20 protein-coding genes are annotated in these 23,053 nt (G+C 69.2%); 14 read left to right on the top strand and 6 right to left on the bottom strand.

What is annotated here, in order from left to right; all coding sequences use genetic code 11:
* Window positions 1-43 precede the first annotated feature (43 nt).
* The 4 genes from FPY90_RS06585 (at window position 44) to FPY90_RS06570 (ending at window position 3,471) form a co-directional block, all read left to right on the top strand.
* A complete protein-coding gene (locus FPY90_RS06585; protein WP_498684606.1) occupies window positions 44-1,003 on the top strand; it encodes a metal ABC transporter solute-binding protein, Zn/Mn family in 960 nt (319 codons plus the stop codon).
* A complete protein-coding gene (locus FPY90_RS06580) occupies window positions 993-1,856 on the top strand; it encodes a metal ABC transporter ATP-binding protein (protein ID WP_307582853.1) in 864 nt (287 codons plus the stop codon). Before FPY90_RS06585 ends, FPY90_RS06580 begins: the two co-directional genes overlap by 11 nt.
* A gap of 5 nt (window positions 1,857-1,861) precedes the next feature.
* A complete protein-coding gene (locus FPY90_RS06575; RefSeq protein ID WP_071213129.1) occupies window positions 1,862-2,740 on the top strand; it encodes a metal ABC transporter permease in 879 nt (292 codons plus the stop codon).
* 227 nt (window positions 2,741-2,967) lie between these two features.
* Complete coding sequence (locus FPY90_RS06570) at window positions 2,968-3,471, top strand: cupin domain-containing protein (RefSeq protein ID WP_498684604.1); 504 nt, start codon at window positions 2,968-2,970, stop codon at window positions 3,469-3,471.
* Between the two features lie 84 nt (window positions 3,472-3,555).
* Here FPY90_RS06570 and FPY90_RS06565 read toward each other — a convergent pair whose 3' ends face one another.
* The gene (locus tag FPY90_RS06565; RefSeq protein ID WP_071213131.1) at window positions 3,556-3,993 is read right to left on the bottom strand and encodes a Fur family transcriptional regulator; all 438 of its coding nucleotides are present in this window, start codon (window positions 3,991-3,993) and stop codon (window positions 3,556-3,558) included.
* A gap of 233 nt (window positions 3,994-4,226) precedes the next feature.
* Here FPY90_RS06565 and FPY90_RS06560 point away from each other — a divergent pair, with 233 nt between their 5' ends.
* Window positions 4,227-4,907, top strand: coding sequence for an MBL fold metallo-hydrolase (locus FPY90_RS06560; RefSeq protein WP_498684602.1), 681 nt, complete (start codon window positions 4,227-4,229; stop codon window positions 4,905-4,907).
* A 26-nt stretch (window positions 4,908-4,933) separates the two neighbouring features.
* Here FPY90_RS06560 and FPY90_RS06555 read toward each other — a convergent pair whose 3' ends face one another.
* Window positions 4,934-5,956 (bottom strand): PLP-dependent cysteine synthase family protein, encoded by a 1,023-nt coding sequence (locus tag FPY90_RS06555; RefSeq protein ID WP_498685525.1) that lies wholly within the window; start codon window positions 5,954-5,956, stop codon window positions 4,934-4,936.
* A 243-nt stretch (window positions 5,957-6,199) separates the two neighbouring features.
* Between FPY90_RS06555 and FPY90_RS06550 the strand changes: the two genes are divergently transcribed.
* The 3 genes from FPY90_RS06550 (at window position 6,200) to FPY90_RS06540 (ending at window position 8,709) form a co-directional block, all read left to right on the top strand.
* Complete coding sequence (locus tag FPY90_RS06550; RefSeq protein WP_083410955.1) at window positions 6,200-7,057, top strand: sulfurtransferase; 858 nt, start codon at window positions 6,200-6,202, stop codon at window positions 7,055-7,057.
* A gap of 66 nt (window positions 7,058-7,123) precedes the next feature.
* Complete coding sequence (locus FPY90_RS06545; RefSeq protein WP_498684600.1) at window positions 7,124-8,284, top strand: NAD(P)-dependent alcohol dehydrogenase; 1,161 nt, start codon at window positions 7,124-7,126, stop codon at window positions 8,282-8,284.
* Window positions 8,281-8,709, top strand: coding sequence for an HIT family protein (locus tag FPY90_RS06540; protein ID WP_071213134.1), 429 nt, complete (start codon window positions 8,281-8,283; stop codon window positions 8,707-8,709). The genes FPY90_RS06545 and FPY90_RS06540 overlap by 4 nt, the downstream gene beginning before the upstream one ends.
* Window positions 8,710-8,849: 140 nt before the next feature.
* Here FPY90_RS06540 and hrpA read toward each other — a convergent pair whose 3' ends face one another.
* Window positions 8,850-12,860 (bottom strand): ATP-dependent RNA helicase HrpA, encoded by a 4,011-nt coding sequence (hrpA, locus tag FPY90_RS06535; protein ID WP_498684598.1) that lies wholly within the window; start codon window positions 12,858-12,860, stop codon window positions 8,850-8,852.
* Between the two features lie 415 nt (window positions 12,861-13,275).
* Here hrpA and FPY90_RS06530 point away from each other — a divergent pair, with 415 nt between their 5' ends.
* The 3 genes from FPY90_RS06530 to FPY90_RS06520 all read left to right on the top strand — a co-directional run bounded on the left by FPY90_RS06530 (window position 13,276) and on the right by FPY90_RS06520 (window position 16,090).
* On the top strand, window positions 13,276-14,283 hold the full coding sequence (locus FPY90_RS06530) for an ABC transporter substrate-binding protein (protein WP_498684597.1): 1,008 nt from the start codon (window positions 13,276-13,278) through the stop codon (window positions 14,281-14,283).
* Window positions 14,284-14,379: 96 nt separating this feature from the next.
* The gene (locus FPY90_RS06525) at window positions 14,380-15,306 is read left to right on the top strand and encodes an ABC transporter permease (protein WP_071213137.1); all 927 of its coding nucleotides are present in this window, start codon (window positions 14,380-14,382) and stop codon (window positions 15,304-15,306) included.
* Complete coding sequence (locus FPY90_RS06520; RefSeq protein ID WP_071213138.1) at window positions 15,299-16,090, top strand: ABC transporter ATP-binding protein; 792 nt, start codon at window positions 15,299-15,301, stop codon at window positions 16,088-16,090. Before FPY90_RS06525 ends, FPY90_RS06520 begins: the two co-directional genes overlap by 8 nt.
* A gap of 125 nt (window positions 16,091-16,215) precedes the next feature.
* Here the strand turns inward: FPY90_RS06520 and cls are convergent, their stop codons facing one another.
* Window positions 16,216-17,724 carry a cardiolipin synthase gene (gene cls, locus FPY90_RS06515; RefSeq protein WP_498684595.1) on the bottom strand — a complete coding sequence of 503 codons (1,509 nt, stop codon included), beginning with the start codon at window positions 17,722-17,724 and terminating at the stop codon, window positions 16,216-16,218.
* 162 nt (window positions 17,725-17,886) lie between these two features.
* Window positions 17,887-19,353 (bottom strand): carboxylesterase/lipase family protein, encoded by a 1,467-nt coding sequence (locus tag FPY90_RS06510; RefSeq protein WP_498684594.1) that lies wholly within the window; start codon window positions 19,351-19,353, stop codon window positions 17,887-17,889.
* Between the two features lie 207 nt (window positions 19,354-19,560).
* Between FPY90_RS06510 and FPY90_RS06505 the strand changes: the two genes are divergently transcribed.
* A complete protein-coding gene (locus FPY90_RS06505) occupies window positions 19,561-19,935 on the top strand; it encodes an iron chaperone (protein WP_498684593.1) in 375 nt (124 codons plus the stop codon).
* Here FPY90_RS06505 and FPY90_RS06500 read toward each other — a convergent pair.
* Window positions 19,932-20,519 carry a M15 family metallopeptidase gene (locus FPY90_RS06500; RefSeq protein ID WP_498684592.1) on the bottom strand — a complete coding sequence of 196 codons (588 nt, stop codon included), beginning with the start codon at window positions 20,517-20,519 and terminating at the stop codon, window positions 19,932-19,934. The genes FPY90_RS06505 and FPY90_RS06500 overlap by 4 nt on opposite strands.
* A gap of 220 nt (window positions 20,520-20,739) precedes the next feature.
* Here FPY90_RS06500 and FPY90_RS06495 point away from each other — a divergent pair, with 220 nt between their 5' ends.
* Both FPY90_RS06495 and FPY90_RS06490 read left to right on the top strand, forming a co-directional pair.
* Window positions 20,740-22,116 (top strand): sensor histidine kinase, encoded by a 1,377-nt coding sequence (locus tag FPY90_RS06495; protein WP_498684590.1) that lies wholly within the window; start codon window positions 20,740-20,742, stop codon window positions 22,114-22,116.
* Window positions 22,101-22,778 carry a response regulator gene (locus tag FPY90_RS06490; protein ID WP_071213144.1) on the top strand — a complete coding sequence of 226 codons (678 nt, stop codon included), beginning with the start codon at window positions 22,101-22,103 and terminating at the stop codon, window positions 22,776-22,778. Before FPY90_RS06495 ends, FPY90_RS06490 begins: the two co-directional genes overlap by 16 nt.
* The last annotated feature ends 275 nt before the right edge of the window (window positions 22,779-23,053 follow it).

Raw genomic sequence — 23,053 nt, 5'->3', positions numbered from 1 at the left:
TCTGGGTCTGCTGGTTTTCCCCGAAAGGTCCCGTACCCACCGCATGAACACACCACTTCGCGCCCTCGCCGCCGCAGCCTGCCTCCTGCTGCTTTCCGCCTGCGCCTCCGCGCCGGCGGGCCAAGGCGCGCAACCCGGCGGCGAGGCGGTGCTTGAGGTGGTCGCCTCGACCTCGGTGTATGCCGACGTGGCCCGCGCGGTCGGCGGGTCTGACGTGCATGTGGTTGCCCTGGTGGACAAGACCTCCCAGGACCCGCACTCCTACGAGGCCACCGCCCGCGACAAGCTTGCGGTGTCCAAGGCAGACATCGTCATCGCCAACGGCGGGGGATACGACCCGTTCATGGACGCGCTGGCCCAGGGCCTGTCGCTTCCCGGCGGCGCGATGATCCACGCAGTGGACTTCCAGGCCGGGCACGGGGAGGCCGCTGGCGCGGCCGGATCCGCCGCGCAGGACCATGCCGGGCACGACCACGCGGAGGGCAACGAGCATGTCTGGTACGACGTGCACACCGTCGGCGCGCTGGCCCGCGGCCTGGCCGCCGAGTACTCCAAGCTCCTTCCCGCCAAGTCCGCGGAGTTCACCGCCGCGGCCGGCGCCTTCGTGAAGCGCATCGACGCGCTGGCCGGGCGCATCGACGCGTTGCGGGCCACCGCCGAGGGCAAGAAGTTCGCCATGACCGAACCGCTGGGCTTCTACCTGCTCAGCGAGGCCGGGATGGTGGACGGAACCCCCGCCGGCGTCAGCGCCGCGATGGAAGCCGGCGAGGACGTGCCCCCGCTGCTGCTCAAGCAGCTGGCCGAGGGGCTCGAATCGCACGAGTTCGCCGTGCTGGCCCTGAACACCCAGACCTCCGGGCCGCAGACCGAGAAGGTGGCCGCGCTGGCCAAGGCCGCCGGGGTCCCGGTGCTGGATTTGACCGAAACCCTGCCCGATGGGCTCAACTACATCACCTGGATGGAATCGAACGTGCAGCAACTCGAGGTGGCCCTTGGCCGCTAGCCCCAGCCCCGCGCCGGGCGCCCCGGCCAAACCCGCACCCGAACCGGTGGTGCGCCTGCGCGGCGCCTCGCTGCGCTTCGGGAACCGCCTGCTCTGGGACGGACTGGACCTGGACATCGCCCCGGGCGAGTTCCTGGCCGTGCTGGGTCCCAACGGGTCGGGCAAGACCACCATGCTGCGCACCCTGATGGGCCTGCAGGAACTGTCCTCCGGCACCGTCGAGGTCGCCGGCAGGCCCGCGACCCGCGGGTCGCGGCAGGTCGGCACCATTCCGCAGCAGCGATCCTTCGACGACAACACCCCGCTGCGCGCCCGCGACCTGGTCGCCCTGGGCATCGACGGGCACAAGTGGGGGATCCGGCTGGGCCGGGCGAAGATGCGCAAGCGCGTGGACGAGCTGCTGGAGCTGGTCGGAGCCACGTCCTACGCCGAGCGCCCCGTCGGAGTGCTCTCCGGGGGCGAGCAGCAGCGCCTGCGCGCGGCCCAGGCACTGGCCGACGACCCGCGGCTGCTGCTCTGCGACGAGCCGCTGCTCTCGCTGGACTTGCACCACCAGCAGGCCATCTCCTCACTGATCCACCGGCAGGCGTGTGACCACGGCGCCGCGGTGGTCTTCGTGACCCACGAAATCAACCCGATCCTGCAATACGTGGACCGGGTGCTGTACCTGGCCGGCGGGCGCTTCCACGTCGGGACCCCCGAGGAGGTCATGCGCTCCGAGGTGCTCTCGGAGCTCTACGGCAGCCCCATCGAGGTCTTCGAGTCCAACGGCCGCATCGTGGTCGTCGGCATGCCCGAGACCGTCACCCACGCCGACCCGCAGCATCGCGCGCACCCGCTTCAAGGAGCCTAGGAACCATGGACCTATCCGAGATCTGGAGCACCGTCTTCAGCTTCGAAGACTACGCCGAGATCCTGCCGCTGGTCTCCAACTCGCTGATCGCCGGGGCCCTGCTGGGCCTGGTGGGCGGGATGATCGGCATCTTCGTGATGCTGCGCGACATGGCCTTCGCGGTGCACGGCATCGCCGAGCTTTCCTTCGCCGGGGCCGCGTTCGCGCTGCTCATCGGCGCAAACGTGGTCGTCGGATCCCTGGTCGGATCGGTGCTGGCCTCGCTGGTGCTGGGCCTGATGGGCGCCGCGGCCAAGGACCGCAACTCCATCATCGGGGTGCTGATGCCCTTCGGGCTGGGCCTGGGGATCCTGTTCCTGGCGCTCTACCAGGGCCGCAGCGCCAACAAGTTCGGGCTGCTCACCGGGCAGATCGTTGCCGTCGACACCGTCCAGCTGGGCGTGCTGGCGGTATGCTCCCTCATCGTGATGGTGGCGCTGGTGGCCATGTGGCGCCCGCTGACCTTCATTTCCGTGGACCCCGCCGTGGCGGCGGCGCGCGGTGTCCCCGCCGGCCGGCTTTCGGTCGCGTTCATGGTGGTCCTGGGCCTGGCCGTCGCGCTGTCGATCCAGGTGGTCGGCGCACTGCTGGTCCTGGCCCTGCTGATCACCCCGGCCGCGGCGGCCATCCGGGTGACCTCCAACCCCGTGCTCACCGTCAGCCTCTCGGTGGCCTTCGCCATGACGTCGGTGGTGGGCGGCATCCTGCTGGCGTTGGCCGGGTCGCTGCCGATCAGCCCCTACGTCACCACGATCTCGTTCCTGATCTACGTGGTGTGCCGGCTCATCGCCTGGCGCCGGGAGAAGGTGCGGCACTCCGAGAAGATGGCGGCCATGGCCGCCTGAGGCCCTCGCCGGGCCGCGGGCCCGGCGAACCGCCAGGCGAAGGCGTGTGCCCGGTTCCCCCGTTGCGGAGGTCCGGGCACACGCCTTCGCCGTATCCGGTGCCCGGGGCAGCGGGACCGCGGCCAGGGGGCGGGAAAAGGTGTTGACTCCGCGGCCGCGGCACCCCAGTCTTGTCGTGGGATTCGGGTCCCGAATCCGGTGCCACATCAGTGAACGAGGCGAGTCCCGTGGACACGAACAAGGAACTGCAAGCCATCATCCGCCAACCCGGGGAGGGGGAGCGCCGTTGGTTCTCCGGCGGCGGGGTGCACATCTGGAAGGCCACCGAGGCGCAGACCGCGGGCGCCTTCCTGCTCTTTGAGGACCGGTTGGAGAAGGGCAAGGACACGCCTCTGCACACGCATCCGGAGTCGGACGAAACGATGATCGTGCTCAGCGGCGAGATCGTGATGCACCTGGACGGCCGGGAATCGAGGATCGGTGCCGGCGGCCTGGTGATGGCGCCGCGGGGGATGCCGCATGCGTTCAAGGTGACCGAGGAGGGAACGCGGGTGCTGTGCCTGCACACCCCCGGGGTCTGCCAGGCGTTCTACCTGGAGGCCAGCGTGCCGCTGCAAGACGGCGATCCGGGCACCGGCGAGGTCGATTTCGGCAGGGTCATGGAATCCGCACGGCGCAACGGGGGCATCGAGATCCTCGGTCCCTCGCCGTTCGCCGCCCCGGAGGCCTGAGCGGGATCCGGGTCTCCCGGCATGCGGGAACCGCCACGGCACCGGGGGACGTCCCCGGTGGCGCCGGGCCGGCGGGTTGCGGACCTAGCTGGTCCCGGCGGCCTTGCTTGCCGAGCAGGCAGGGCACAGCCCGTAGATCTCCACGGTGTGGGTGGGTTCGGTGAAGCCGTTCTCCTCGGCCACCCGGGCCGCCCACTTCTCCACCGCGGGGGCCTCGACCTCGACGGCCTTGCCGCAGGTCCGGCACACCAGGTGGTGGTGGTGGTGCTCGATGACGCACTGGCGGTACATCGCCTCGCCCTCGTTGTTGCGCAGCACGTCGACCAGGCCGTCCTCCGCCATGGAGAGCAGCAGCCGGTAGACGGTGGCCAGGGAGACCTTGTCGCCCTCGTCGACGAGCCATCGGTGAAGTTCCTGTGCCGTCACGAAGTCATCGACCTGGCCCAGCGCGGCATTCACTGCCAGGCGCTGCTTGGTCACCCGCTGTTCGGTTCCTCGCCGCGTGGTCGCAGGATTCGTCATGTGTTGGAGCACTCCTTGAAAGATGGGCACTGCGTCCGCACGCTGCGCGCCTCGGGCCGGCTGAAGAACAGCACCCGGGGCACGCCCCGATCGGACACCTTGAGTTTACCAGCGGGCCCGCGCGCCGGGTGGTTCCGCGCCCGGCACCGCGGGGCGGTCGGCCATCCACGGGTCCCGCGGCGCGCAGCGCGGGCCCCTATGCATCACCCGCGCCACCTGCCTAGGCTGGGGCCATGGAGATTACCAAGTTCAACCATTCATGCATCCGCGTCAGCTCCGGGGGCAGATCGCTTCTCATCGACCCGGGAACCTTCTCGCCGCTGGAGCGGGCTCTCGAGGGGGCCGAGGCCATCCTGGCCACCCACGTGCACGCCGACCACCTGGATGTGGAAGCCGTGGTGGCGGCCATGGGGCGCGATGCGAAGCTGTCTTTCCGCGGACCGGCGGCACTGGCCGCCAGCGTGCTGGCCGCCGCCACCCAGGCATCGGTTCCCGATGCCGCGGCGCGGATCCACGGGCTCGGGCCGGGCGAGGTCTTCGAGGCCGCGGGGATGGAGATCTCCACGCACGGCGGGATGCACGCGGTGATCCACCATTCGCTGCCGGTCGTGGCCAACATCGGCTACTTCATCGACCGGACGCTCTACCACCCGGGCGACAGCTACCAGGTGCCCGAGGGGATCGCCGTCGAAACGCTGCTGGTCCCGGCCCATGCCCCGTGGGCGAAGATCGGGGAGACCATCGAGTTCCTGGCCATGGTCAACGCGGCGGACAACATCCCGATCCACGACGGCCTGCTCAACGAGCGCGGCCTGTCCCTGGTGGACGGGCACCTGGGCCGGGTCGCCGCGGAGCACGGGTTGGGCTACCGCAGGATCCCCAACGAGACCCCGGTGGTGCTGGGGCAGCGCTGAAGGCGGCGGGCCGGGGCCCCGGGCGGCTACTCCCAGCGCCCGGTTTCCAGCAGGCGTTCGATCCGGCCCGCGTAGGGTTCCGGGTCCAGTCCCGCGGCCTTGAGCCAGCCGGCGTCGTAGTAGGAGGTCGCGTAGCGCTCCCCGTTGTCGCACAGCAGCGAGACGACCGACCCCGTTTCGCCCGCGGCGAGCATGTTCGCCACGACCTGCCAGGCCAGCCAGAGGTTGGTCCCGGTGGAGGGCCCGGCGCACAGGTGCGCGAAGTCCTGCAGGTGGCGCATCGCGGCGACCGAGGCGGCATCGGGCACCGTGGCCATGAAGTCGATGACCCCCGGCACGAAGCTGGGTTCCGGGCGGGCCCGGCCGATGCCCTCGATGCGGCTGGCGGTGCCGGTGGCCGTGCTCGCATCGCCGCCGGAAACCGCGGCCTGCCAGGCCGGCAGGAACGCCGAGCCCTCGGGGTCAGCGACCGCCAGCCGGGTGGCGTGGCGGTGGTAGCGGGCGTAGCGGCCGATGGTCGCCGAGGTGCCGCCGGTTCCGGCGCCCACCACGATCCAGGAGGGCACCGGGTGCTCCTCCATGGCCAGCTGCTGAAAAATCGACTCGGCGATGTTGTTGTTCCCGCGCCAGTCCGTGGCCCGCTCGGCGTAGGTGAACTGGTCCATGTAGTGGCCTCCGGTGGCCGCGGCCAGCCGCTCGGATTCCGCATACACGGCCGAGGGGTCCTGCACCAGGTGGCAGGTGCCCCCGGTGGCCTCGATCAACGCGATCTTCTCCGGGGAGGTTCCCGCGGCCATCACCGCGATGAACGGCAGGCCCAGCAGCTTGGCGTAGTACGCCTCGGAGACCGCGGTGGACCCGGACGAGGCCTCCACGATCGTGGTGCCCTCGGTGATCCACCCGTTGACCAGTCCGTAGAGGAACAGGGAGCGGGCCAGCCGGTGCTTGAGGCTGCCGGTGCGGTGCGTCGACTCGTCCTTCAGATACATCTCGATGCCCCACTCGCGGGGCAGCTCGAGCTTGTGCAGGTGGGTGTCGGCCGAGCGCATCGACTCGGCCTCGATGGTGCGTACCGCCGCATCGACCCAGTCACGGGTTCCGGAGGGGCGGGGCAGCGAAATCAAAGGCGTTGTATCCACCCGAGCAAGCCTACCGAACCGCCGTGTGGCGCGGTGCCCGACGCGCGGCCGGTGGCGGGAGGCGTGGGCAGGCGGGGAACCGGGTGGGAAACTAGGCTGGACCACACGAGGGGCCCGCGGGCCGAAGCCGCAAGCGAAGGGACACCGCCGCACATGGGCGAGGAACGAAAGACATTGATCCAAGCCGGGGAACTGGCCGCACTGCTGGCCTCCGGGGCCGACACCGTGCTGCTGGATGTGCGCTGGGCCCTGGGCGACGCGCATGGCCGGGAACACTACGAGGCCGGGCACATCCCCGGTGCGCTCTTCGTCGACCTGGAAACCGAGCTCTCGGCGCCTCCCGCCCCGGAAGCCGGCCGCCACCCGCTTCCCGAGGTGCACGACTTTGCCGCCACCGCCCGCCGCTGGGGCATCAACGAGGATTCGACCGTGGTGCTCTACGACGGAACCGGCGGATTGGCCGCGGCCCGCGGCTGGTGGCTGCTGCGCCACGCCGGTGCCGCCGACGTTCGGGTGCTGGACGGGGGAGTCCAGGGGTGGGAGGCCGCCGGGCACGGGCTGGAAACCGGAACCAACACCGCGGCCCCGGGCAACGTCCGCCTGGGCTGGGGCCACATGCCGGTGATCGACATCGATGCGGCCGCCGCGTTCCCCGGCCACGGGGTCCTGCTCGATTCCCGCGCCGCGGAGCGCTACCGGGGAGAGCTCGAGCCGATCGACCCGCGCGCCGGGCACATCCCGGGGGCACTCAACCGCCCCACCACCGAGAACCTGGAGGCCGACGGGCACCTGCTGGCACCGGGCCCGCTGGCCGCGGCGCTGGAGGCGCTTGGCGTGCAGCCCGGTGCCGGGGCGCAGGATATTGCGGCATATTGCGGTTCGGGCGTCACCGCCGCGCACCAGGTCCTCGCGTTGGAAACCATCGGCGTGCGCGCGGCGCTCTACCCCGGGTCGTGGTCGCAATACAGTTCCGATGCCGCCCGGCCCGCCGCCACCGGACCCACCCCGTGAGCTGCCGGATCCCGGCGTGAAGCGCGGCCGCTGGCTCCGGGCCCGGGGCAGAGGTAGGTTCGAAGCATGATCGGTCGACCGAAACCCCCGCCCCTTGACACCGCCGCCAGGCTGCACGCGCGTGAACGCACGAAGGTGCCCGCCGCGGCCATGGCCCCGGAGGCGGTGCCGGCGCTGGGCATCGCACAGCCCGGCGGGCCGGTGGTGCCCATGCTGATCCACCGCCGCGAACCCGGTCCGCGCGACGTGGTCATCGAGATCGAATTCTGCGGGCTGTGCCACTCGGACGTGCACACCGGGCGCGGGGAATGGGGCGCCAAGCGCCTGCCGCTGGTCCTCGGGCACGAGATGGTCGGCACCGTCTCGCAGGTCGGCGACGCGGTCGCCGACCTGCCCGTCGGCTCCCGGGTGGGGGTCGGCTGCCTGGTGGACTCCTGCCGCGAATGCGAGGAATGCCGCGCGGGCCTGGAACAGTTCTGCACCAAATCGGTGGCGACCTACGGCGGGCACGACGCCCGCACCGGCGAATACACCCAGGGCGGGTACTCCACGCGCATCGTGGTGGACGCCGGCTACGTGCTGCGGATCCCCGCGGCGCTGGATCCGGCCGCGGCCGCCCCGCTGCTCTGCGCCGGGATCACCACCTACTCGCCGCTGCGCCACCACAACGTGGGGCCCGGCAGCCGCGTGGGGGTCCTGGGCCTGGGCGGGCTGGGGCACATGGCCGTGAAGCTGGCCGTCGCGATGGGCGCCGAGGTCACCGTGCTGACCCGCGGCGACGCCAAGCACGACTCGGCGCTGGCCCTGGGCGCGCACACGGTCATCGACACGCTGGATGCGGCCGCGCTGCGGGGGATCCGCGACACCCTGGACCTGGTCATCGACACGGTCTCTGCCCCGCACGAGGTGGGCCCCTACCTCAAGGCGCTGCGCCGCGACGGCGCGTTGGTCCAGCTGTCGCTGCCCGAGGGCCCGATGCCGGGGTTCGACACCCGGGAGCTGGTCCACAAGCGGCTGAGCTACACCGGGTCGTTGATAGGCTCGATCGCGCAGACCCAGGAAATGCTCGACTTCTGCGCCGAACACCAGGTGGCGTGCGAGATCGAGCTGACCGGGGCGCAGCACATCAACGAGGCGTGGGACCGGATGGTCGCCGCCGACGTGAAATACAGGTTTGTCCTGGACGCCGCCACCTTGCGCGGCAACGACCACATGGAGGGTGCATGAGCACGCTGTTTACCAAGATCATCGACGGCCAGATCCCCGGGCGCTTCATCTGGAAGGACGAGCACTGCGTGGCGTTCCTGACCATCGGGCCGATCACGCACGGGCACACCCTGGTGGTTCCGCGCGAGGAACTCGACAAGTGGACCGAGGCACCGGCCGAACTGATGACGCACCTGGTCGAGGTGGCGGGCAAGATCGGCCGCGCCCAGGTCCGCGCATTCGGGTCCGAGCGCGCGGGGCTGATGATTGCCGGGTTCGAGGTCCCGCACCTGCATGTGCACGTGTGGCCGACCAACTCGCTGGCCGACTTCGACCTGGCACGGGCCGACACCGACCCGGATCCCGCCACGATGGACGCCAACGCCCAGAAGCTGCGGGCGGCGCTGCGCGAAGACGGCCACGGGGACCTGGTTCCCGAGGCCTGAGGCCGCGGCCCGATGTCCGGGGGACCGGCGCCCTGGGCTGGTTCCTGCGGCCGGCACCCGCAACGCAGAAGAGGCTGCCCGGTTCGACCACATGGCCGAACCGGGCAGCCTTTGTCGTGCACCGCTTTGCCGTCCAGCGGCTACTTGGCCGCGGCCAGCCCCTCGCGCATGGCCGTGCGGATCCGCTTGGCGGAGACCGAGTAGGCGGTCCCCAGCTCCTGGGCGAAGAGCGAGACCCGGTACTCCTCGAGCATCCACTTCACCGCGGCCAGTTGCGCCGGGGTGCGGGAACCGGGAACCAGCTGACCCAGGGCCGCGTCGTACTCGTCCTCCAGCGACTGGATGTCCAGGGTCGCGGCGTTGTCCCGCGCCAGGTGCCCGGTGCCGAGCTTTTCCAGGCGCTTTTCGATGGCGGAGATGTAGCGCGGCAGCTGGGCCAGCTGCGCGTAGCCGGTCTTGGCCACGAACCCCGGGTAGACGAGCTGCTCGAGCTGGGACTTCACGTCGTTCAACGCATTGACCAGCGCCAGCGAGGAGGCGGACTTGATGTCCTTGTTGATCCGCCGGGTCCCGGAAAGCACCTTCTCCACGATCGCGGTCACGGTGAAGACCGTGTCGATCAGCTCCGCGCGCACCTTCTCGTACAGGGCGTCGAACGCCGCCTTGGTGAAGGGCAGGGCGGCCGGGACCAGCTTGTCCACCGCGGCCATGGTGCAGTCGCGGATCAAGGCCTCGACGCTGCCGTGCGGGTTCTGCGTGAAGACCAGCTTTTCGGTGTTGTTCAGGTGGTCAAGGACGTACCGGGAGGGCGAGGGGACCTTGAGCAGCAGCAGCCGGATGACCCCGGTGCGGTGGGCGGCCAGTTGCTCGGCCGGGTTGCGGAAGACCGTCAGGCGCACGTCGGTGCCCGTGTCCAGCAGTGCCGGGTATGCGGTGACCTGTTGCCCGGCGACCTCGGTGACGACCTTTTCGGTGATGGTCCCGGCCAGGCCGAGCCCGGTGTCCCAGTCGGTCAGCCCGGTGCGTTCCCACACCGTGGTGGCCACGGCCGTGGCTCCGCCGGGACGCGAGGCGGACTTCTGCCCGCGGCCCTTCTCGTTGCCGGCCGTGCCCCTTGCCTGGCTTGATGCAGCAGCCGGGGCCCGGCCCGTGGAGTTGCCGGAGGCGGCCGTGGAGGGCAGCGCGGCGCCGGGCTTGATGCCCAGCGAGCGGGCCAGGGCCGAGCGGTTGGCCGCCGCCAGGATCTGCTGCAGCACCGCCAGATCCTGGGATTCGTCCAGGATCTTCGCCTCGGCGTCGATGACGGTGAAGGTGAAGCGCAGGTGCGGCGGCAGCGCGTCCCAGTTCCAGGAACCGGGCGGGATGACCACGCCCTTGAGCCGGCGCAGCACCAGCTCCAGGGATTCGGCCAGGTCGTCGGTCTCCGGGTTGAAGTCGGCCTCCAGCGCTGCCACGGCGGTGCGGGCCACGTCGGGGGCCGGGACGAAGTTCTTCCGGATGGCCTTGGGCAGCGACTTGATCAGCGCGGTGACCAGCTCCACGCGCAGCCCCGGGATCAGCCAGCGGAAGCGCACCGGGTCCAGCTGGTTCAGGAAGAGCACCGGCACGCGCACCGAGACGCCGTCGGATTCCCCGGCGCGGGCCGCCGGGTTGTACTCGTAGACCAAATCCAGGTCCAAGGTGCCGTGGCGCCAGGTGCGCGGGTAGGCGGCCTCGTCCAACTCCGTGGCGTCAGCGGCCAGCATGTCCTCCGGGTTGAAGTCCAGCAGGGTCGGGTCCTCGTGCCGGGCGGCCTTCCACCAGCGGTCGAAGTGCCGCTCGGAGAGGACCTCGGGACCCAGGCGGGCATCGTAGAACTCGAAGAGGTCCTCGTCGGACACGCGCAGGTCGCGGCGGCGCATCCGGGTCTCGAGCTCCTCGATGTCCTCGAGCACCCGGCGGTTGCGGGCGAAGAACTTGTGGTGGGTCTTCCAGTCGCCCTCCACCAGCGCGTGGCGGATGAACAGCTCGCGGCAGAGCTCCGGGTCGACCTTCGAGTACTGGATGCGGCGGCGCGGCACGATGGTCAGCCCGAAGAGCGTGAGCTTCTCGTAGCCCATGACCGCGCCGGAGTTCCGGGACCAGTGCGGCTCGGAGTAGCTGCGCTTGAGCAGCTCCCCGGCGACCTCCTCGACCCACTTGGGGTCCAGGCGCGCCACGGTGCGGGCCCAGAGCCGGGAGGTCTCCACCAGCTCGGCGGCCATGACCCACTCGGTGTTCTTGCGCGACAGCGCCGAGCCCGGGAACACGGAGAACCGGGTGCCGCGGGCGCCGACGTATTCGCGCTTGCGTTCGTCCCAGGAGCCCACGTGGCCCAGCAGCCCGGACAGCAGCGAGATGTGGATGGCGTCCTCGTTTGCGGCGGCGTCCACCGGCTCGGGGGAGATGGTGATGCCCAGCGGCTTGGCGAGCTGGCGCAGCTGGGTGAACAGGTCCTGCCATTCGCGCACGCGCAGGTAATTGATGAATTCGTTCTTGCACAGCCGGCGGAAGGCCGAGGAGGAGAGCTCCTTCTGCTTCTCCTGCAGGTAGCGCCAGAGGTTCAGCAGCGAGGAGAAGTCGGACTTCGCGTCGGTGAAGCGCTTGTGCATCTCCGCGGCGCGTTCGCGCTTGCCGGTTTCCTCGCTGGGGCGCTCGCGCGGATCCTGGATGGACAGCGCCGCGGCGAGCACCATGACCTCCTTGGCGCATCCACGGTTCCCGGCCTCCACGATCATCCGGCCCAGGCGCACATCCACCGGCAGCTGCGCCAGCGACTTGCCGATCTTCGTGATGGTGGCCTCGGTGCCGGTGTCCAGGGCGCCGAGCTCGCGCAGCAGCGCCACGCCGTCGTTGATCGACTTGGCATCCGGCGGCTGGACGAAGGGGAAATCGGCGACGTCGCGCGCGGTGCGGACCACGCCCATCGAGCTCATCTGCAGGATCACCGCGGCCAGGTTGGTGCGCAGGATCTCCGGATCGGTGAACTCGGGGCGGGTCTCGAAGTCCTCCTGCGAGTACAGGCGGATGGCGATGCCGTCACTCACGCGCCCGCAGCGGCCCGAGCGCTGGTTGGCGCTGGCCTGCGAAACCCGTTCGATGGGCAGGCGCTGGACCTTGGTGCGGTGGGAGTACCGCGAGATGCGGGCGGTGCCGGTGTCGATCACGTACTTGATGCCCGGAACCGTCAGGGAGGTCTCGGCGACGTTGGTGGCCAGCACGATGCGCCGGTTGCGCCCCGGCTTGAACACCTGGTGCTGTTCGGCCAGCGAGAGCCGGGCAAACAGGGGCAGGATCTCGGTGCCGGCCAGCCGCTTGTTGGTTTGCACGCGGGCCCGCAGCACCTCGGCGGCGTCGCGGATCTCGCGCTCGCCGGGGAAGAAGATCAAGATGTCCCCGGGGGCCTCCTTGGCCAGTTCGTCCACGGCCTCGGCGATCGCGTCCAGCGGGTCGCGGTCCTCGACCTGGGAATCCGGGTCCAGCTCGTCCTCGTCCATCCCGTCGGCCGGGTTCAGCGGGCGGTAGCGCAGTTCGACGGGGAAGGTGCGCCCGGAAACCTCGATGATGGGTGCCGGAACGGGCTCTTCGCCCTGGGGCCCGGGTGCGGCGAAGTGCTCGGCGAAGCGCTGCGGATCGATGGTGGCGGAGGTGATCACGATCTTCAAATCCGGCCGCTTGGGCAGGATCCGGCGCAGGTAGCCCAGCAGGAAGTCGATGTTGAGGCTGCGCTCGTGGGCCTCATCGATGATGATCGCGTTGTACTTCTTGAGCAGCTTGTCGCGCTGGATCTCGGCCAGCAGGATGCCGTCGGTCATGACCTTGACCTTGGTGGAGCGGGAAACCTCGCCGGTGAAGCGGACATGGAAGCCGACTTCGGCGCCGATGGTGGTGCCCAGTTCCTCGGCGATGCGTTCGGCCACGGTGCGGGCGGCCAGGCGGCGGGGCTGGGTGTGCCCGATCATGCCCTTCTCGCCAAGGCCCAGCTCCAGGAGCATCTTGGGCAGCTGGGTGGTCTTGCCGGAGCCGGTTTCTCCGGCGACGATGACCACCTGGTTGCCCTGGATGGCTTTCATGATGTCGTCGCGGCGGGCGGAAACGGGCAGGGCTTCGGGGTAGGAAATCGTCAGGGCCATGATGACCCAAGTCTATGCCAGCGCCACCGGCGATTCCTCCGGCCGCCGACCCGGTGTCCGCGGCGCGCAAAGCGGGCCGCAAACCCCGGGTCGACCGGCCGTGGCGGGGTGTGCGCAGTGTCAAAACACGGCTTTGTCCACGGTACCGTCTGATTCTCAAGTCGCAGGGATACCAATTGTCTGATTTGCGGGGACTTTCCATGAAAGATGCATGATGGCAAGATGAATGGTCGATGGTTTGTCTTGCATTTCATACCAGATGGAAGAAATGTGAGTAGGTTCACATGTAGTATCAAAGGAATTCATGAGGAGAACTTCCTGCCGATCGGCCGAGGTTGGGCTAATCCTGAAAACCCCCTGGTGCGCCCCTGGTGGCGCACCCGGAATGACACTCGCACGTCGTGAAAGGAACACAATGAAATTCATCAAGTCCGTACAGATCGCAGCCGGGGTGGCTGCCACCGCATTGGTGCTCACCGCATGCGGCGGATCCACCACCCCCGAGGCCACCGGCTCCTCCGAAGCCGCCGGCCCGGTCACGATCGGCATCGCCCAGTACGTGTCCCACCCGTCGCTGGACGCCGTGGTCACTGGCTTCAAGAAGGGGATGGCGGACGCCGGCTACACGGGCGACGACAAGGTCAAGTACGACTTCGCCAACGCCCAGGCCGACCAGGCCACCAACACCTCGATCGTGGGCAAGTTCGCCTCCGACCAGGACATGGACCTGGTCCTGGCCATCGCCACCCCCACGGCCCAGGCCGCCGCCCAGTCGATCACCAAGATCCCGGTGCTCTTCTCAGCGGTCACCGACCCGATGGAAGCCAAGCTGGTTTCCAGCCTCGAGGCACCCGGCGCCAACGTCACCGGCACCTCGGACAAGAACCCGGTCAAGGAACAGCTCGAACTGCTCAAGAAGATCAAGCCCGACGCCAAGACCGTGGGCATCGTCTACTCCTCGGGCGAGGTCAACTCCGGCGTCCAGGTCCAGTGGGCCAAGGACGCCGCAGCCGAATTGGGCCTGACCATCGAGGAGAAGGCCATCTCGGCTTCCTCCGAGGTCCAGCAGGCGGCCTCGGGCCTGAACGTCGACGCGTTCTACGTCCCGACCGACAACGCCGTGGTATCGGCACTCGAAGGCCTGCTGCAGACCGCACAGGACAAGAAGATCCCGGTGATCTCCGCCGACGGCGAGTCCGTCAAGCGCGGCGCGACCGCCACCTACGGCCTGAACTACGAGAAGCTCGGCGAGCAGACCGCGGCCATGGCAGTGAAGCTGCTCAAGGGCGAGGCCAAGCCGGAGACCATGCCGGTTGAGACCATCACCAAGGTCGAGCTCTACCTGAACACCACCGCGGCGGAGAAGATCGGCCTGACCTTCCCGGCAGACATGCTCTCCGAAGCAGCGGAAACCTACAAGTAAACACGACCGCAACACGGTCCAACCACCGGTGGCCGGTCGGTCAACCCCGACCGGCCACCGCCATTAGCCCAACACTCGAAACGCAAGGATCCACCCATGATCACCGCGGTTGAACTAGGCCTGATCTACGCGATCATGGCACTCGGGGTCTACCTGACCTTCCGCATACTTGACTTCCCCGACCTGACCGTCGACGGAAGCTTCACCACCGGCGCGGCAGTCGCGTCCATATCGATCGTCAATGGCATCAACCCGTTCATTGCCACGATCCTCGCCTTCTTCATCGGCGGCCTCGCCGGTGTCATCACCGGTCTGCTGCACACCAAGGGCAAGATCGATGGGCTGTTGGCCGGCATCCTGACCATGATCGCCTTGTATTCGATCAACCTGCGCATCATGGGCAAGGCCAACACCCCGCTGTTGGGCGAGGACACCGTCCTGTCCTTCATGCGCGAAAACCAGCTGCTGGGCACCTGGACCTCCGTCGGCCTGATGTTCGCCGGATGCCTGGTCGCCGTGGCGCTCATCGTCTGGTTCCTGCGCACCGACGTCGGGCTGGCCATGCGCGCCACCGGCGACAACGAGGAAATGATCCGGTCCTTCGGGGTGAGCACCGACAACCAGAAGATCCTGGGCCTGGCACTTTCCAACGGCCTGGTCGGCTTCTCCGGCGCCATCATCGCCCAGTTCCAGGGCTTCGCCGACATCGGCATGGGCATCGGCGTGATCCTCATCGGGTTGGCCTCGGTCATCGTGGGCCAGGCCATTTTCGGGCAGAAGTTCATCTGGATCGCGGCCCTGGCCGTGGTCTTCGGCTCGGTCGTCTACCGCCTGGTCATCCAGCTGGCACTGAACGCCGGCCTGGAGGTCAACGACATGAAGCTGATCTCCGCGGTTCTGGTGGTCGTCGCGCTGATCCTTCCGCAGTGGAAGGGCTTCGGGAAGTTCGCCAACCGCATCCGCATCCGCGGCAAGGCCGTGCAGCCCAACGGCGTGAAGGAAGAGGTGGGAACCAATGCTTGAGATCAGGAACCTGAACAAGACCTTCTTCCCCGGAACCGTCAACGAACGCAAGGCGCTGCGCGACATCAACCTGGAACTCACCTCGGGCGAGTTCGTCACGGTGATCGGTTCCAACGGCGCGGGCAAGTCGACCGTGCTGAACATGGTCGGCGGCAAGCTGCAGCCGGACTCCGGGACCGTGCGCATCGGCGGCAAGGAAGTCACCCGGCTTCCGGACCACGCGCGCGCCAAGTACATCGGGCGGGTCTTCCAGGACCCAATGGCCGGCACCGCGCCGAACATGTCCATCGAGGAGAACATGTCCCTGGCCCTGGGCCGGGGCAAGTTCCGCGGGCTGAACCCCGGGGTGAACAAGCGCAAGCGCGAGCTGTTCGTCGAGGAGCTGCGCTCCCTGGAACTCGGGCTGGAGAACCGGCTCAAGGCCAAGGTCGGGCTGCTTTCCGGCGGCCAGCGCCAGGCGCTGAGCCTGCTGATGGCCACGTTCTCCGGTCCCCAGATCCTGCTGCTCGACGAGCACACCGCCGCCCTTGACCCGCAGCGCGCCGCCCTGGTGGCCCGTTTGACCGAGGAAATCGTGGAGCGCCACAAGCTGACCACGTTGATGGTCACGCACAACATGGAGCAGGCACTGCGCCTGGGGTCCCGGCTGATCATGATGCACGACGGGCAGGTCATCCTGGACCTGGACTCGGCGCAGAAGGCGAAGATGACCGTTCCGGACCTGCTGCACGAGTTCGAGAAAATCAAGGGCGCCCAGCTCGACGACCGGACCATGCTGCAGTAGCGGCCCGCCGCGCCGGTTTGGCTGGAAGCAAGCGACGAAGGAGCCGCACGCCCCTGAAGGGGGGAGTGCGGCTCCTTCCTCGTCCCACGCACCCCGGCAGTTCAGGCAGGGGCAGGGATCCGGGGCTACTGCAGGGCGGAGGTGAGCCGGGCCAGGTTGTCCAGCACCGTGGAGCGCAGCGGCTGGCGCATCCATTCCTCAAGCGTCAGCATCCGGCTGACCTCGCGGTACTCGTCCTCGACGGCGCGCAGCCGCGCCACGAATCCGGCATCGCGCACCAGCATCGAGACCTCCATGTTCAGGCTGAAGGACCGCATGTCCATGTTGCTGGAGCCGATCATCGCCACCTCGTCGTCGATGGTGAAGTGCTTGGCGTGCAGGATGTACGGGGCGGGATAGAGGAAGATGCGCACCCCGGCGCGCAGCAGCTGCTCGTAGTAGGACCGTTGCGCGTGGTGGACCAGCGCCTGGTCGCCGATCTCCGAGACGAACAAGTCCACCGGCACCCCGCGCGCCACCGCGGAGCTGATCGCATACAGCAGCGACTCGTCGGGCACGAAGTACGGGGAGGTGATCACGATGCGCTGCTGGGCCGCGTGGATCAGCCCCAGGAAGAGCCGCAGGTTGTTCTCGCGCTCGAACCCCGGGCCCGAGGGCACCACCTGGATGAGCATGGTCCCGGCATCGGCACGGTGGTCGATCAGTGCGCCGCTCACCCGCGAGAGGTTTTCGCCGCCCGAGACCAGCTCGGCCCGGCGCACGCCCTGGAGGATGACCTCGCCGGTCTCGGAGTACCAGTCGGAGATGAACACCGCGTCCAGGGTCGAGACGCCCGGGCCGCGCAGTTCCACGACCAGTTCCTTCCACTTCAGCCCGCGCTTGATGTTCTTCTTCACGTTGTAGTCCCGGGAAATCATGTTCAGCGAGCCCATGTAGCCCACGGTGCCGTCGATGACCAGGATCTTGCGGTGGTTGCGCAGGTCGGGGCGCTGGAACTTGCCCTGCAGCGGCAGCAGCGGGAGCATCAACGTCCAGTTCGCACCCATTGCATCCAGCCGGGCCTTGGTGGCCGCATAGTCCCTCTTGCCGCGCGAGGCCCAGTGGTCGAGCATCACGTTCACCGTCACCCCGCGCTCGATGGCCCGCTCCAGCGCGTCGAAGAAGCCGGCGGTGGTCGCATCGACGCCCAGGATGTAGAACTGCACGTGCACGTAGTCGGTGGCGGAGTCCACGGCGTCGGCCATTGCGGCGATGGTCTGCTCGTAGTCGCCCAGCAGCGTCCCGGAATTGCCAGCCAGCAGCGGCAGGCCCCCGTACGTGGCGTTCATCCGGACCAGCGAGTTGAACCACTCCGGGTTGTTTCCATGGGTGTCCTCGAGGCGCTCCTCCGCGCTGACTGCGCGCATGAACGTGTTGATCTCCTCCTGCACCTCGCGGCGCTTGCGCGGCAGCTTGGGGGAGCCGATCAGCAGGAAGGCGATGACCCCGAAGTAGGGGATCAGGAAGATCGCCAGCAGCCACGCCATCCCGGAGGTCGGGCGCCGGTTCCGCGGCACGAAAATGATCGCCAGGACGCGAATGGCCAAATCGACGACCACCAGCGCGGTCGCCCACCACCAGGCACTTGTAAACATGTATGCAACTTTCCCGAAGCCGGACCGATCGTCCGAACCATGCGTTCCACTAGGTACGCTAGCGGATCAGCGGTTCCCGCGGTGTTCACCCGGCCCCGGAGCCGCCGGCGCGTTGCCAGCAGGTGCCGCGGGGCAGGGCACCGGCGACCCGAATCCGGGGCCTCAGCCCAGGGACTCGGCCTCGTCCTCCCGCGGGGAGAGGACCACCTTGTTGTCCAACCCGTTGAAGGTCTTCACCGGGCGACTCATGTCCCAGGCCGGCCACTCGGCGATCCCCATGGTGGCAAAGCACACCCACGCCTCGTGCATGGCGCTGGCCAGCGCCTGCGGTGCCGAATTCCCCACCAGCCCGATGGCATCGGCCGTGGCCAGGTTGTCAAAGACGAAGGGCAGCTCGGTGCCGTGCGCCGCACCCAGTTCCTCCACGGGGCTGTGCCACGCAAACTCATACACCTGGGTCTGCGCCCCGGCGTAGTGCCGGGCATCGGCCAGCTTGTACATCGGCACCCGCAGGAGCTTGTCGGTGGCCAGCGCACCGAGCAGCTCGCCCGGGCCGGCACCTGGGCGGTTGTGCGCGAAGAGCTTTTGCGCCGCATGCGGGATCCCGGCCTTGCGCCGGGCCAGCGCCAGGTGGACCTTGGTGATCTTTTCCGCCCGGCCGGAGGGCACCAGCCACAGCCGGGCCTCCTCGGCGGTGGTGCCGACCAGCAGCGGGATCTGCTTTCCGGCGCCGGCGACCATTGCCTCCAACGGGTCCTCGGGGACCAGCTGCCCATCGATCGCCAGCGTGTAGGAGGATCCGCCCTCCAGCGGGCCGGCCCCGGTGGAGACCCGCTGGAGGGAGGCCAGCAGCTCGGCGGGGGTGCGGGCAGCGAATTCCTCGCGGGTTGCCCCGATGCCCAGGTCGGTGGCGAGCTTCTGCGTCATCCGCCGGGCCCGGTTCACCGGCTGCGCCGACAACGGGGCACTTTGGATGATGGCCCGGGAGACCAGCGACGCCGCACGCGGGTGGGCCAGCAACGCGGCCACCAGGGAGCCGCCGGCCGAATGCCCCATCACCGTGACCTGTCCCGGGTCCCCGCCGAAGGAGGCGATATTGGCCTTGACCCACTCCAGCGCGGCGATGACATCGGCCAGCCCCAGGTTCAGCGGGGCATCCTCCAGCACCGAGAACCCCTCGGCGCCCAGCCGGTAGTTGGCCGCGACGAAGACCACCGCGTCGCGCGCGAAGGCCGTGCCGTCGTAACCATCCAGGGAGTTGGAGCCGTGCTGCAGCGCCCCGCCGTGGATCCACACCAGCACCGGGCGCAGCGCCGGGGAATGCCTGTCCGGGGCGTACACGTCCACGTTCAGGCACCCGTCCCCGGGAATGTTTTTCGTGGGCAGCAGCCGTCCCAGCGCCCCGGCATATGGGAGCTGCCAGGCGGTGGGTCCGTGGGCGGTCGCGGGCAGGGGGCCGGTCCACGGTTCCGGCAGCGTGGGAAGGGCGAAGCGGTTCTCCCCGACGGGTGCCGCGGCATAGGGGACGCCCAGGAACCGCTGCACGCCACCGACCAGCATTCCCTCCACCGGGCCGCTGGGCGTGGCACGGATCAGTGAGACACCGTGCGGATCATTGCCGACACCCATGGATTCCACCTCGTCATCGCGCCACCACCGCCATGAATCCAGATTAGCGGCGCAACGTCAGCAATGGCAGGGGGTGTTCAGGTTCCGCGGCACCCGCCGCGGCCATGGGGCACAATGGGTGCCAGGGGCAGGCAGGCCCCCCGCCGGGGCCCGTCCGCCGCAAGCAATGCCGCAAGCAACGCCGCACCCGACGCCGCAAGGAGCACCATGGCCAAGATCAGGGGCACGACGCCCGAGGAGTACTTCGCGAACGTCCCGGCCGAACTCCGCCCCAGGGCCATGGAGCTGCACCGGACCCTGGCCCAAGCGCTGCCGCGGGCGCAGGTGCAGATCAAGTGGGGGCAGCCGGCCTACGTCGACGGCACCATCCTGGTCTCCTACGCCGTGTTCGCCAAGCACATCAACCTGTACACCACGCCGAGTTCCCGCGAGGCGCTCGCCGGGGAACTGGCCGGCCACAAGACGGGCAAGGGCTCGATCCAGCTGCCGCACGATGAGCCGCTGCCGATCGGGCTCGTCAAGCGCGTCGCCGCCGCGCGGGCCCAAGAGTACCTGGAGCACGGGGTGTTGTGGATGTCCTAGCGCGCCCCCACGTAGGTCCAGTGCCAGGGTTCGCCGGCCACGGTGTTGACGAATTCGTGGCGTGCGGCATGCGACTCCATCCAGCGCAGCGCCTCACCGGAAAGCGTCATGTCCACGCTGATGCCCAGCCCGTGCTCGCTGGTTCCCTCCGCGGCCGCCGTGCCGCCCTCGGAGAGCAGCCCGTAGCGCTTGATGAGGCCTTCCTGTTCGGCCAGGCTGCGGTAGGCCGAATTCACCTGCACCTCGTGCCCGGCCCGGCGCAGCCCCACGGCCAGCTCGGTGAACGCGGCCGCGGCCTCCGGCGCCAGGTAGCGGCCCGGTCCGATGCGCACCAGCTCATCGAGCGGGATCTGGCCGTTGCCGTACGTGGCACCGAGGCTTGTGCTCTCCGCGGATGCGGCAGCCGGCCGCAGCGCGGACCCGGCCGAGAACCCCGCCTCCGGTTCCGGCTCCGCGAAGGGCTTCAGTGCAAAGGCGATCCCGAGGACGGAAGCGGTGAGCATGGCCAGCGCGGTGAGCACGGCGGCCAGGCGCATGGCCCGGGCCATCGGCGAGGGCGGGAGTTGGGAGGGAAAACTCATCATGACACCAGTCTTCGCGGATCCGGGGCCGTGCGCATCGGGCCGCGGGCCGATTCCCGTCGCGGCGATGCGGTACCTGCGTCTGAGCAGTGCGGTACCTGCGGGTGACCCGCCGCCGCGCGGGGACGTCTAACGTAGTGGGCATGCACAATTGCGTTTCCCGTCGTTCGGCGGCAGCTGCCCCGGCGCGAGCCCGCGCCGGGACCGGGCCGGAGGGCGCCCGGTGAGCGCGCCGGTGGACGCACCCGAACCGGACTACGAACCGATCCGCTGGCGCGGGCGGTGGGGATGGCGCTCCGATGTCACGGCGGCGTTCATGTTCCTGGCCCTGGTGGTGCTCTGCCACGAATTCCTCTTCATGGCCAGGATCTCGGGCAGCTACCTGGCGGACATCGCGCTCTTCGTGCTGGCCGCGGCCGTGGCCATCGGCTGCGCGCGGGTGCTGCCCGGGGTGGCGCTGTCCCTCATCTGGGTGGGGACGCTGCTGCAGATGCTCGGCGGATTCGACGTCGACCTGGCCCAGCTGGCCGCGCTGTACGTGGTGGGGATGGTTGCCCGCTTCGGCACCCGGCTCTGGGTCTTCATGGCCGGGGCCTCGATCGCGGTGGGCTCGGTGCTGGGCACCTTGTACATCGCGCGCGTCGGCTCCTGGGTCTCCGGGCCGCTCTTCGCCGCCATGGACTCCAATGCCTGGCCCGAGCGCAACCAGGTGGTCGCGATCTTCGTGGTGGTCGCCTCGGTGATGACCCTGCCGTGGCTGCTGGGGTTGCTGGTGCGGCTGTTCGCCGGCAAGCAATCCGCCGAGCGCGGCTCCGCCCAGGCCCGCGAGGAGGCAGACAGCGCGCTGGAGCTCGCCCGGCTGCGGGCCGAGAACGCGGCGCTGGCCCGCGACGTGCACGACGTGGTGGGTCATTCACTGGCCGTGATCATCGCGCAGGCCGACTCGATCCGCTTCATCCCGGACCACGACGTCGCCCGCATCCGCGAGACCACCGGCACGATTGCCGACGCGGCTCGCCGATCCCTGGGCGAGGTGCGCCAGGTGCTCTCGCAAACCGCCGAAACCAGGCCCGCGGACACCCGGGCGACGCAAACCCCGCCGTCCGATTCCGGGGCGGCGGCCGCGCGTCCCGGGCACCCGGTGACGCGCAGCCTGGCGCTGGCGACCGCGCAAATGGGGCTGCTGCCCCCGCGGACCTCGGAGATCTCCGCGATCCTGGCGAACGTGCGCGGCACCGGGTACGAGGTGAGCGAGGAAACCCTCGGGGAGCCGGTCCCGCTGCCGGCGGACATCGTTCCGGCCACCCGGCGGATCATCCAGGAGATGCTCGCCAACGCGCTGCACCACGGCTGCTCCACCACCCCGATCTACGTGCGGCACTACTGGGGTGCCACCAGCTACACGCTGAGCGTGACAAACTACTTTGAGTCCTCCGCCGCCTCGGCGCGGACCGGGACCGGGATCGCGGGCATGCGCCAGCGCCTGGCCAGCCTCTCCGGAACCCTGAGCATCGACTCCGAGGACGGGGTCGCCGGCGCCCCCGACCTGTTCACGATCGCCGCAACCTTCCCGATCAACACCGAATGGATGAGCCGTTGACCCACCCCAAGATCCGCGTGGCCCTGGTCGATGACCAGCAGCTCTTCCGCTCCGGCCTGGCCGTGATCATCGGCGCCCAGCCCGACATGGCCGTGGTGGCGCAGGCCGCCGACGGCACCGAGGCGCTGGGGGAGATCGCCGCCCACGGCCCGGACGTGGTGCTGATGGACGTGCAGATGTCGCCCATGGACGGGGTTGAGGCCACCCGCAGGATCTTCGAGGATGTATCCGGGCGCTTCGCCACGGTCCCGAAGGTCATCATGCTGACCACCTTCGACTGGGACGAGCACGCCGCCACCGCGGTCCGCCACGGCGCCAGCGGGTTCCTGCTCAAGGACAGCACCCCGGAGTTCGTCTGCGAATCGATCCGTGCGGTGCACGGCGGTTCCGCCGTGATCGCCCCGCAGTCCCTGGCCGCGCTGCTGCGCGACGAGCCCGAACCGGTGCCCGAGGTCCCGGTGCCGTACCTGGAACTGACCGAGCGGGAGCGCGAGGTCTTCAACGCCGTCGCGCTGGGGCTGACCAACCAGGAGATCTCCGGGCGGCTGTTCCTGAGCGAATCCACGGTCAAGACCCACATCGGGTCGATCCTGCGCAAGCTCGCGCTGCGCGACCGGGTGCAGATCGTGGTGTACTCCTACGAGAACGGCATCTGCCGCTAGCGCCGTGTGCGTTCCCGACGGGCCTCCGGCCCGCTTTGCGCATGCTCCGGCCGCGGCCTGTGGGGCAAGACACGTGGTGCCAATTGGTGGCCGCGGCACCATTGGCTGTAGTCTCATCCGTAGCCAATGCACCTTTTCTCAAAGGAGCGGCGGTTAGGCCCCCGTGGAGATTCGCCGTCACCACGGGGGTCGCTTAATTTAACGTGCGGCCCGCATTTTTCCGTGCGGGCCCGGGTTCCGGGCATGAAAAAAGCCCCCGTCCGCCAGGCTGGCCT

The organism is Arthrobacter sp. C2 (genome assembly GCA_024207135.1).
GTDB lineage: Bacteria > Actinomycetota > Actinomycetes > Actinomycetales > Micrococcaceae > Paeniglutamicibacter.
This window is presented reverse-complemented; position numbering and strand designations above follow the sequence as displayed.

What these genes read in the sequence shown, in the direction of transcription:
- FPY90_RS06540 (WP_071213134.1), top strand. Translation starts at nt 8,281, where the DNA reads ATGAGCACGCTGTTTACCAAGATCATCGACGGCCAGATCCCCGGGCGC.
- hrpA (WP_498684598.1), bottom strand. Translation starts at nt 12,860, where the DNA reads ATGGCCCTGACGATTTCCTACCCCGAAGCCCTGCCCGTTTCCGCCCGC.
- FPY90_RS06555 (WP_498685525.1), bottom strand. Translation starts at nt 5,956, where the DNA reads ATGCGCTCGGCCGACACCCACCTGCACAAGCTCGAGCTGCCCCGCGAG.
- FPY90_RS06505 (WP_498684593.1), top strand. Translation starts at nt 19,561, where the DNA reads ATGGCCAAGATCAGGGGCACGACGCCCGAGGAGTACTTCGCGAACGTC.
- FPY90_RS06575 (WP_071213129.1), top strand. Translation starts at nt 1,862, where the DNA reads ATGGACCTATCCGAGATCTGGAGCACCGTCTTCAGCTTCGAAGACTAC.
- cls (WP_498684595.1), bottom strand. Translation starts at nt 17,724, where the DNA reads ATGTTTACAAGTGCCTGGTGGTGGGCGACCGCGCTGGTGGTCGTCGAT.
- FPY90_RS06500 (WP_498684592.1), bottom strand. Translation starts at nt 20,519, where the DNA reads ATGATGAGTTTTCCCTCCCAACTCCCGCCCTCGCCGATGGCCCGGGCC.
- FPY90_RS06585 (WP_498684606.1), top strand. Translation starts at nt 44, where the DNA reads ATGAACACACCACTTCGCGCCCTCGCCGCCGCAGCCTGCCTCCTGCTG.
- FPY90_RS06545 (WP_498684600.1), top strand. Translation starts at nt 7,124, where the DNA reads ATGATCGGTCGACCGAAACCCCCGCCCCTTGACACCGCCGCCAGGCTG.
- FPY90_RS06560 (WP_498684602.1), top strand. Translation starts at nt 4,227, where the DNA reads ATGGAGATTACCAAGTTCAACCATTCATGCATCCGCGTCAGCTCCGGG.
- FPY90_RS06490 (WP_071213144.1), top strand. Translation starts at nt 22,101, where the DNA reads ATGGATGAGCCGTTGACCCACCCCAAGATCCGCGTGGCCCTGGTCGAT.
- FPY90_RS06525 (WP_071213137.1), top strand. Translation starts at nt 14,380, where the DNA reads ATGATCACCGCGGTTGAACTAGGCCTGATCTACGCGATCATGGCACTC.
- FPY90_RS06510 (WP_498684594.1), bottom strand. Translation starts at nt 19,353, where the DNA reads ATGGGTGTCGGCAATGATCCGCACGGTGTCTCACTGATCCGTGCCACG.
- FPY90_RS06565 (WP_071213131.1), bottom strand. Translation starts at nt 3,993, where the DNA reads ATGACGAATCCTGCGACCACGCGGCGAGGAACCGAACAGCGGGTGACC.
- FPY90_RS06520 (WP_071213138.1), top strand. Translation starts at nt 15,299, where the DNA reads ATGCTTGAGATCAGGAACCTGAACAAGACCTTCTTCCCCGGAACCGTC.
- FPY90_RS06550 (WP_083410955.1), top strand. Translation starts at nt 6,200, where the DNA reads ATGGGCGAGGAACGAAAGACATTGATCCAAGCCGGGGAACTGGCCGCA.
- FPY90_RS06530 (WP_498684597.1), top strand. Translation starts at nt 13,276, where the DNA reads ATGAAATTCATCAAGTCCGTACAGATCGCAGCCGGGGTGGCTGCCACC.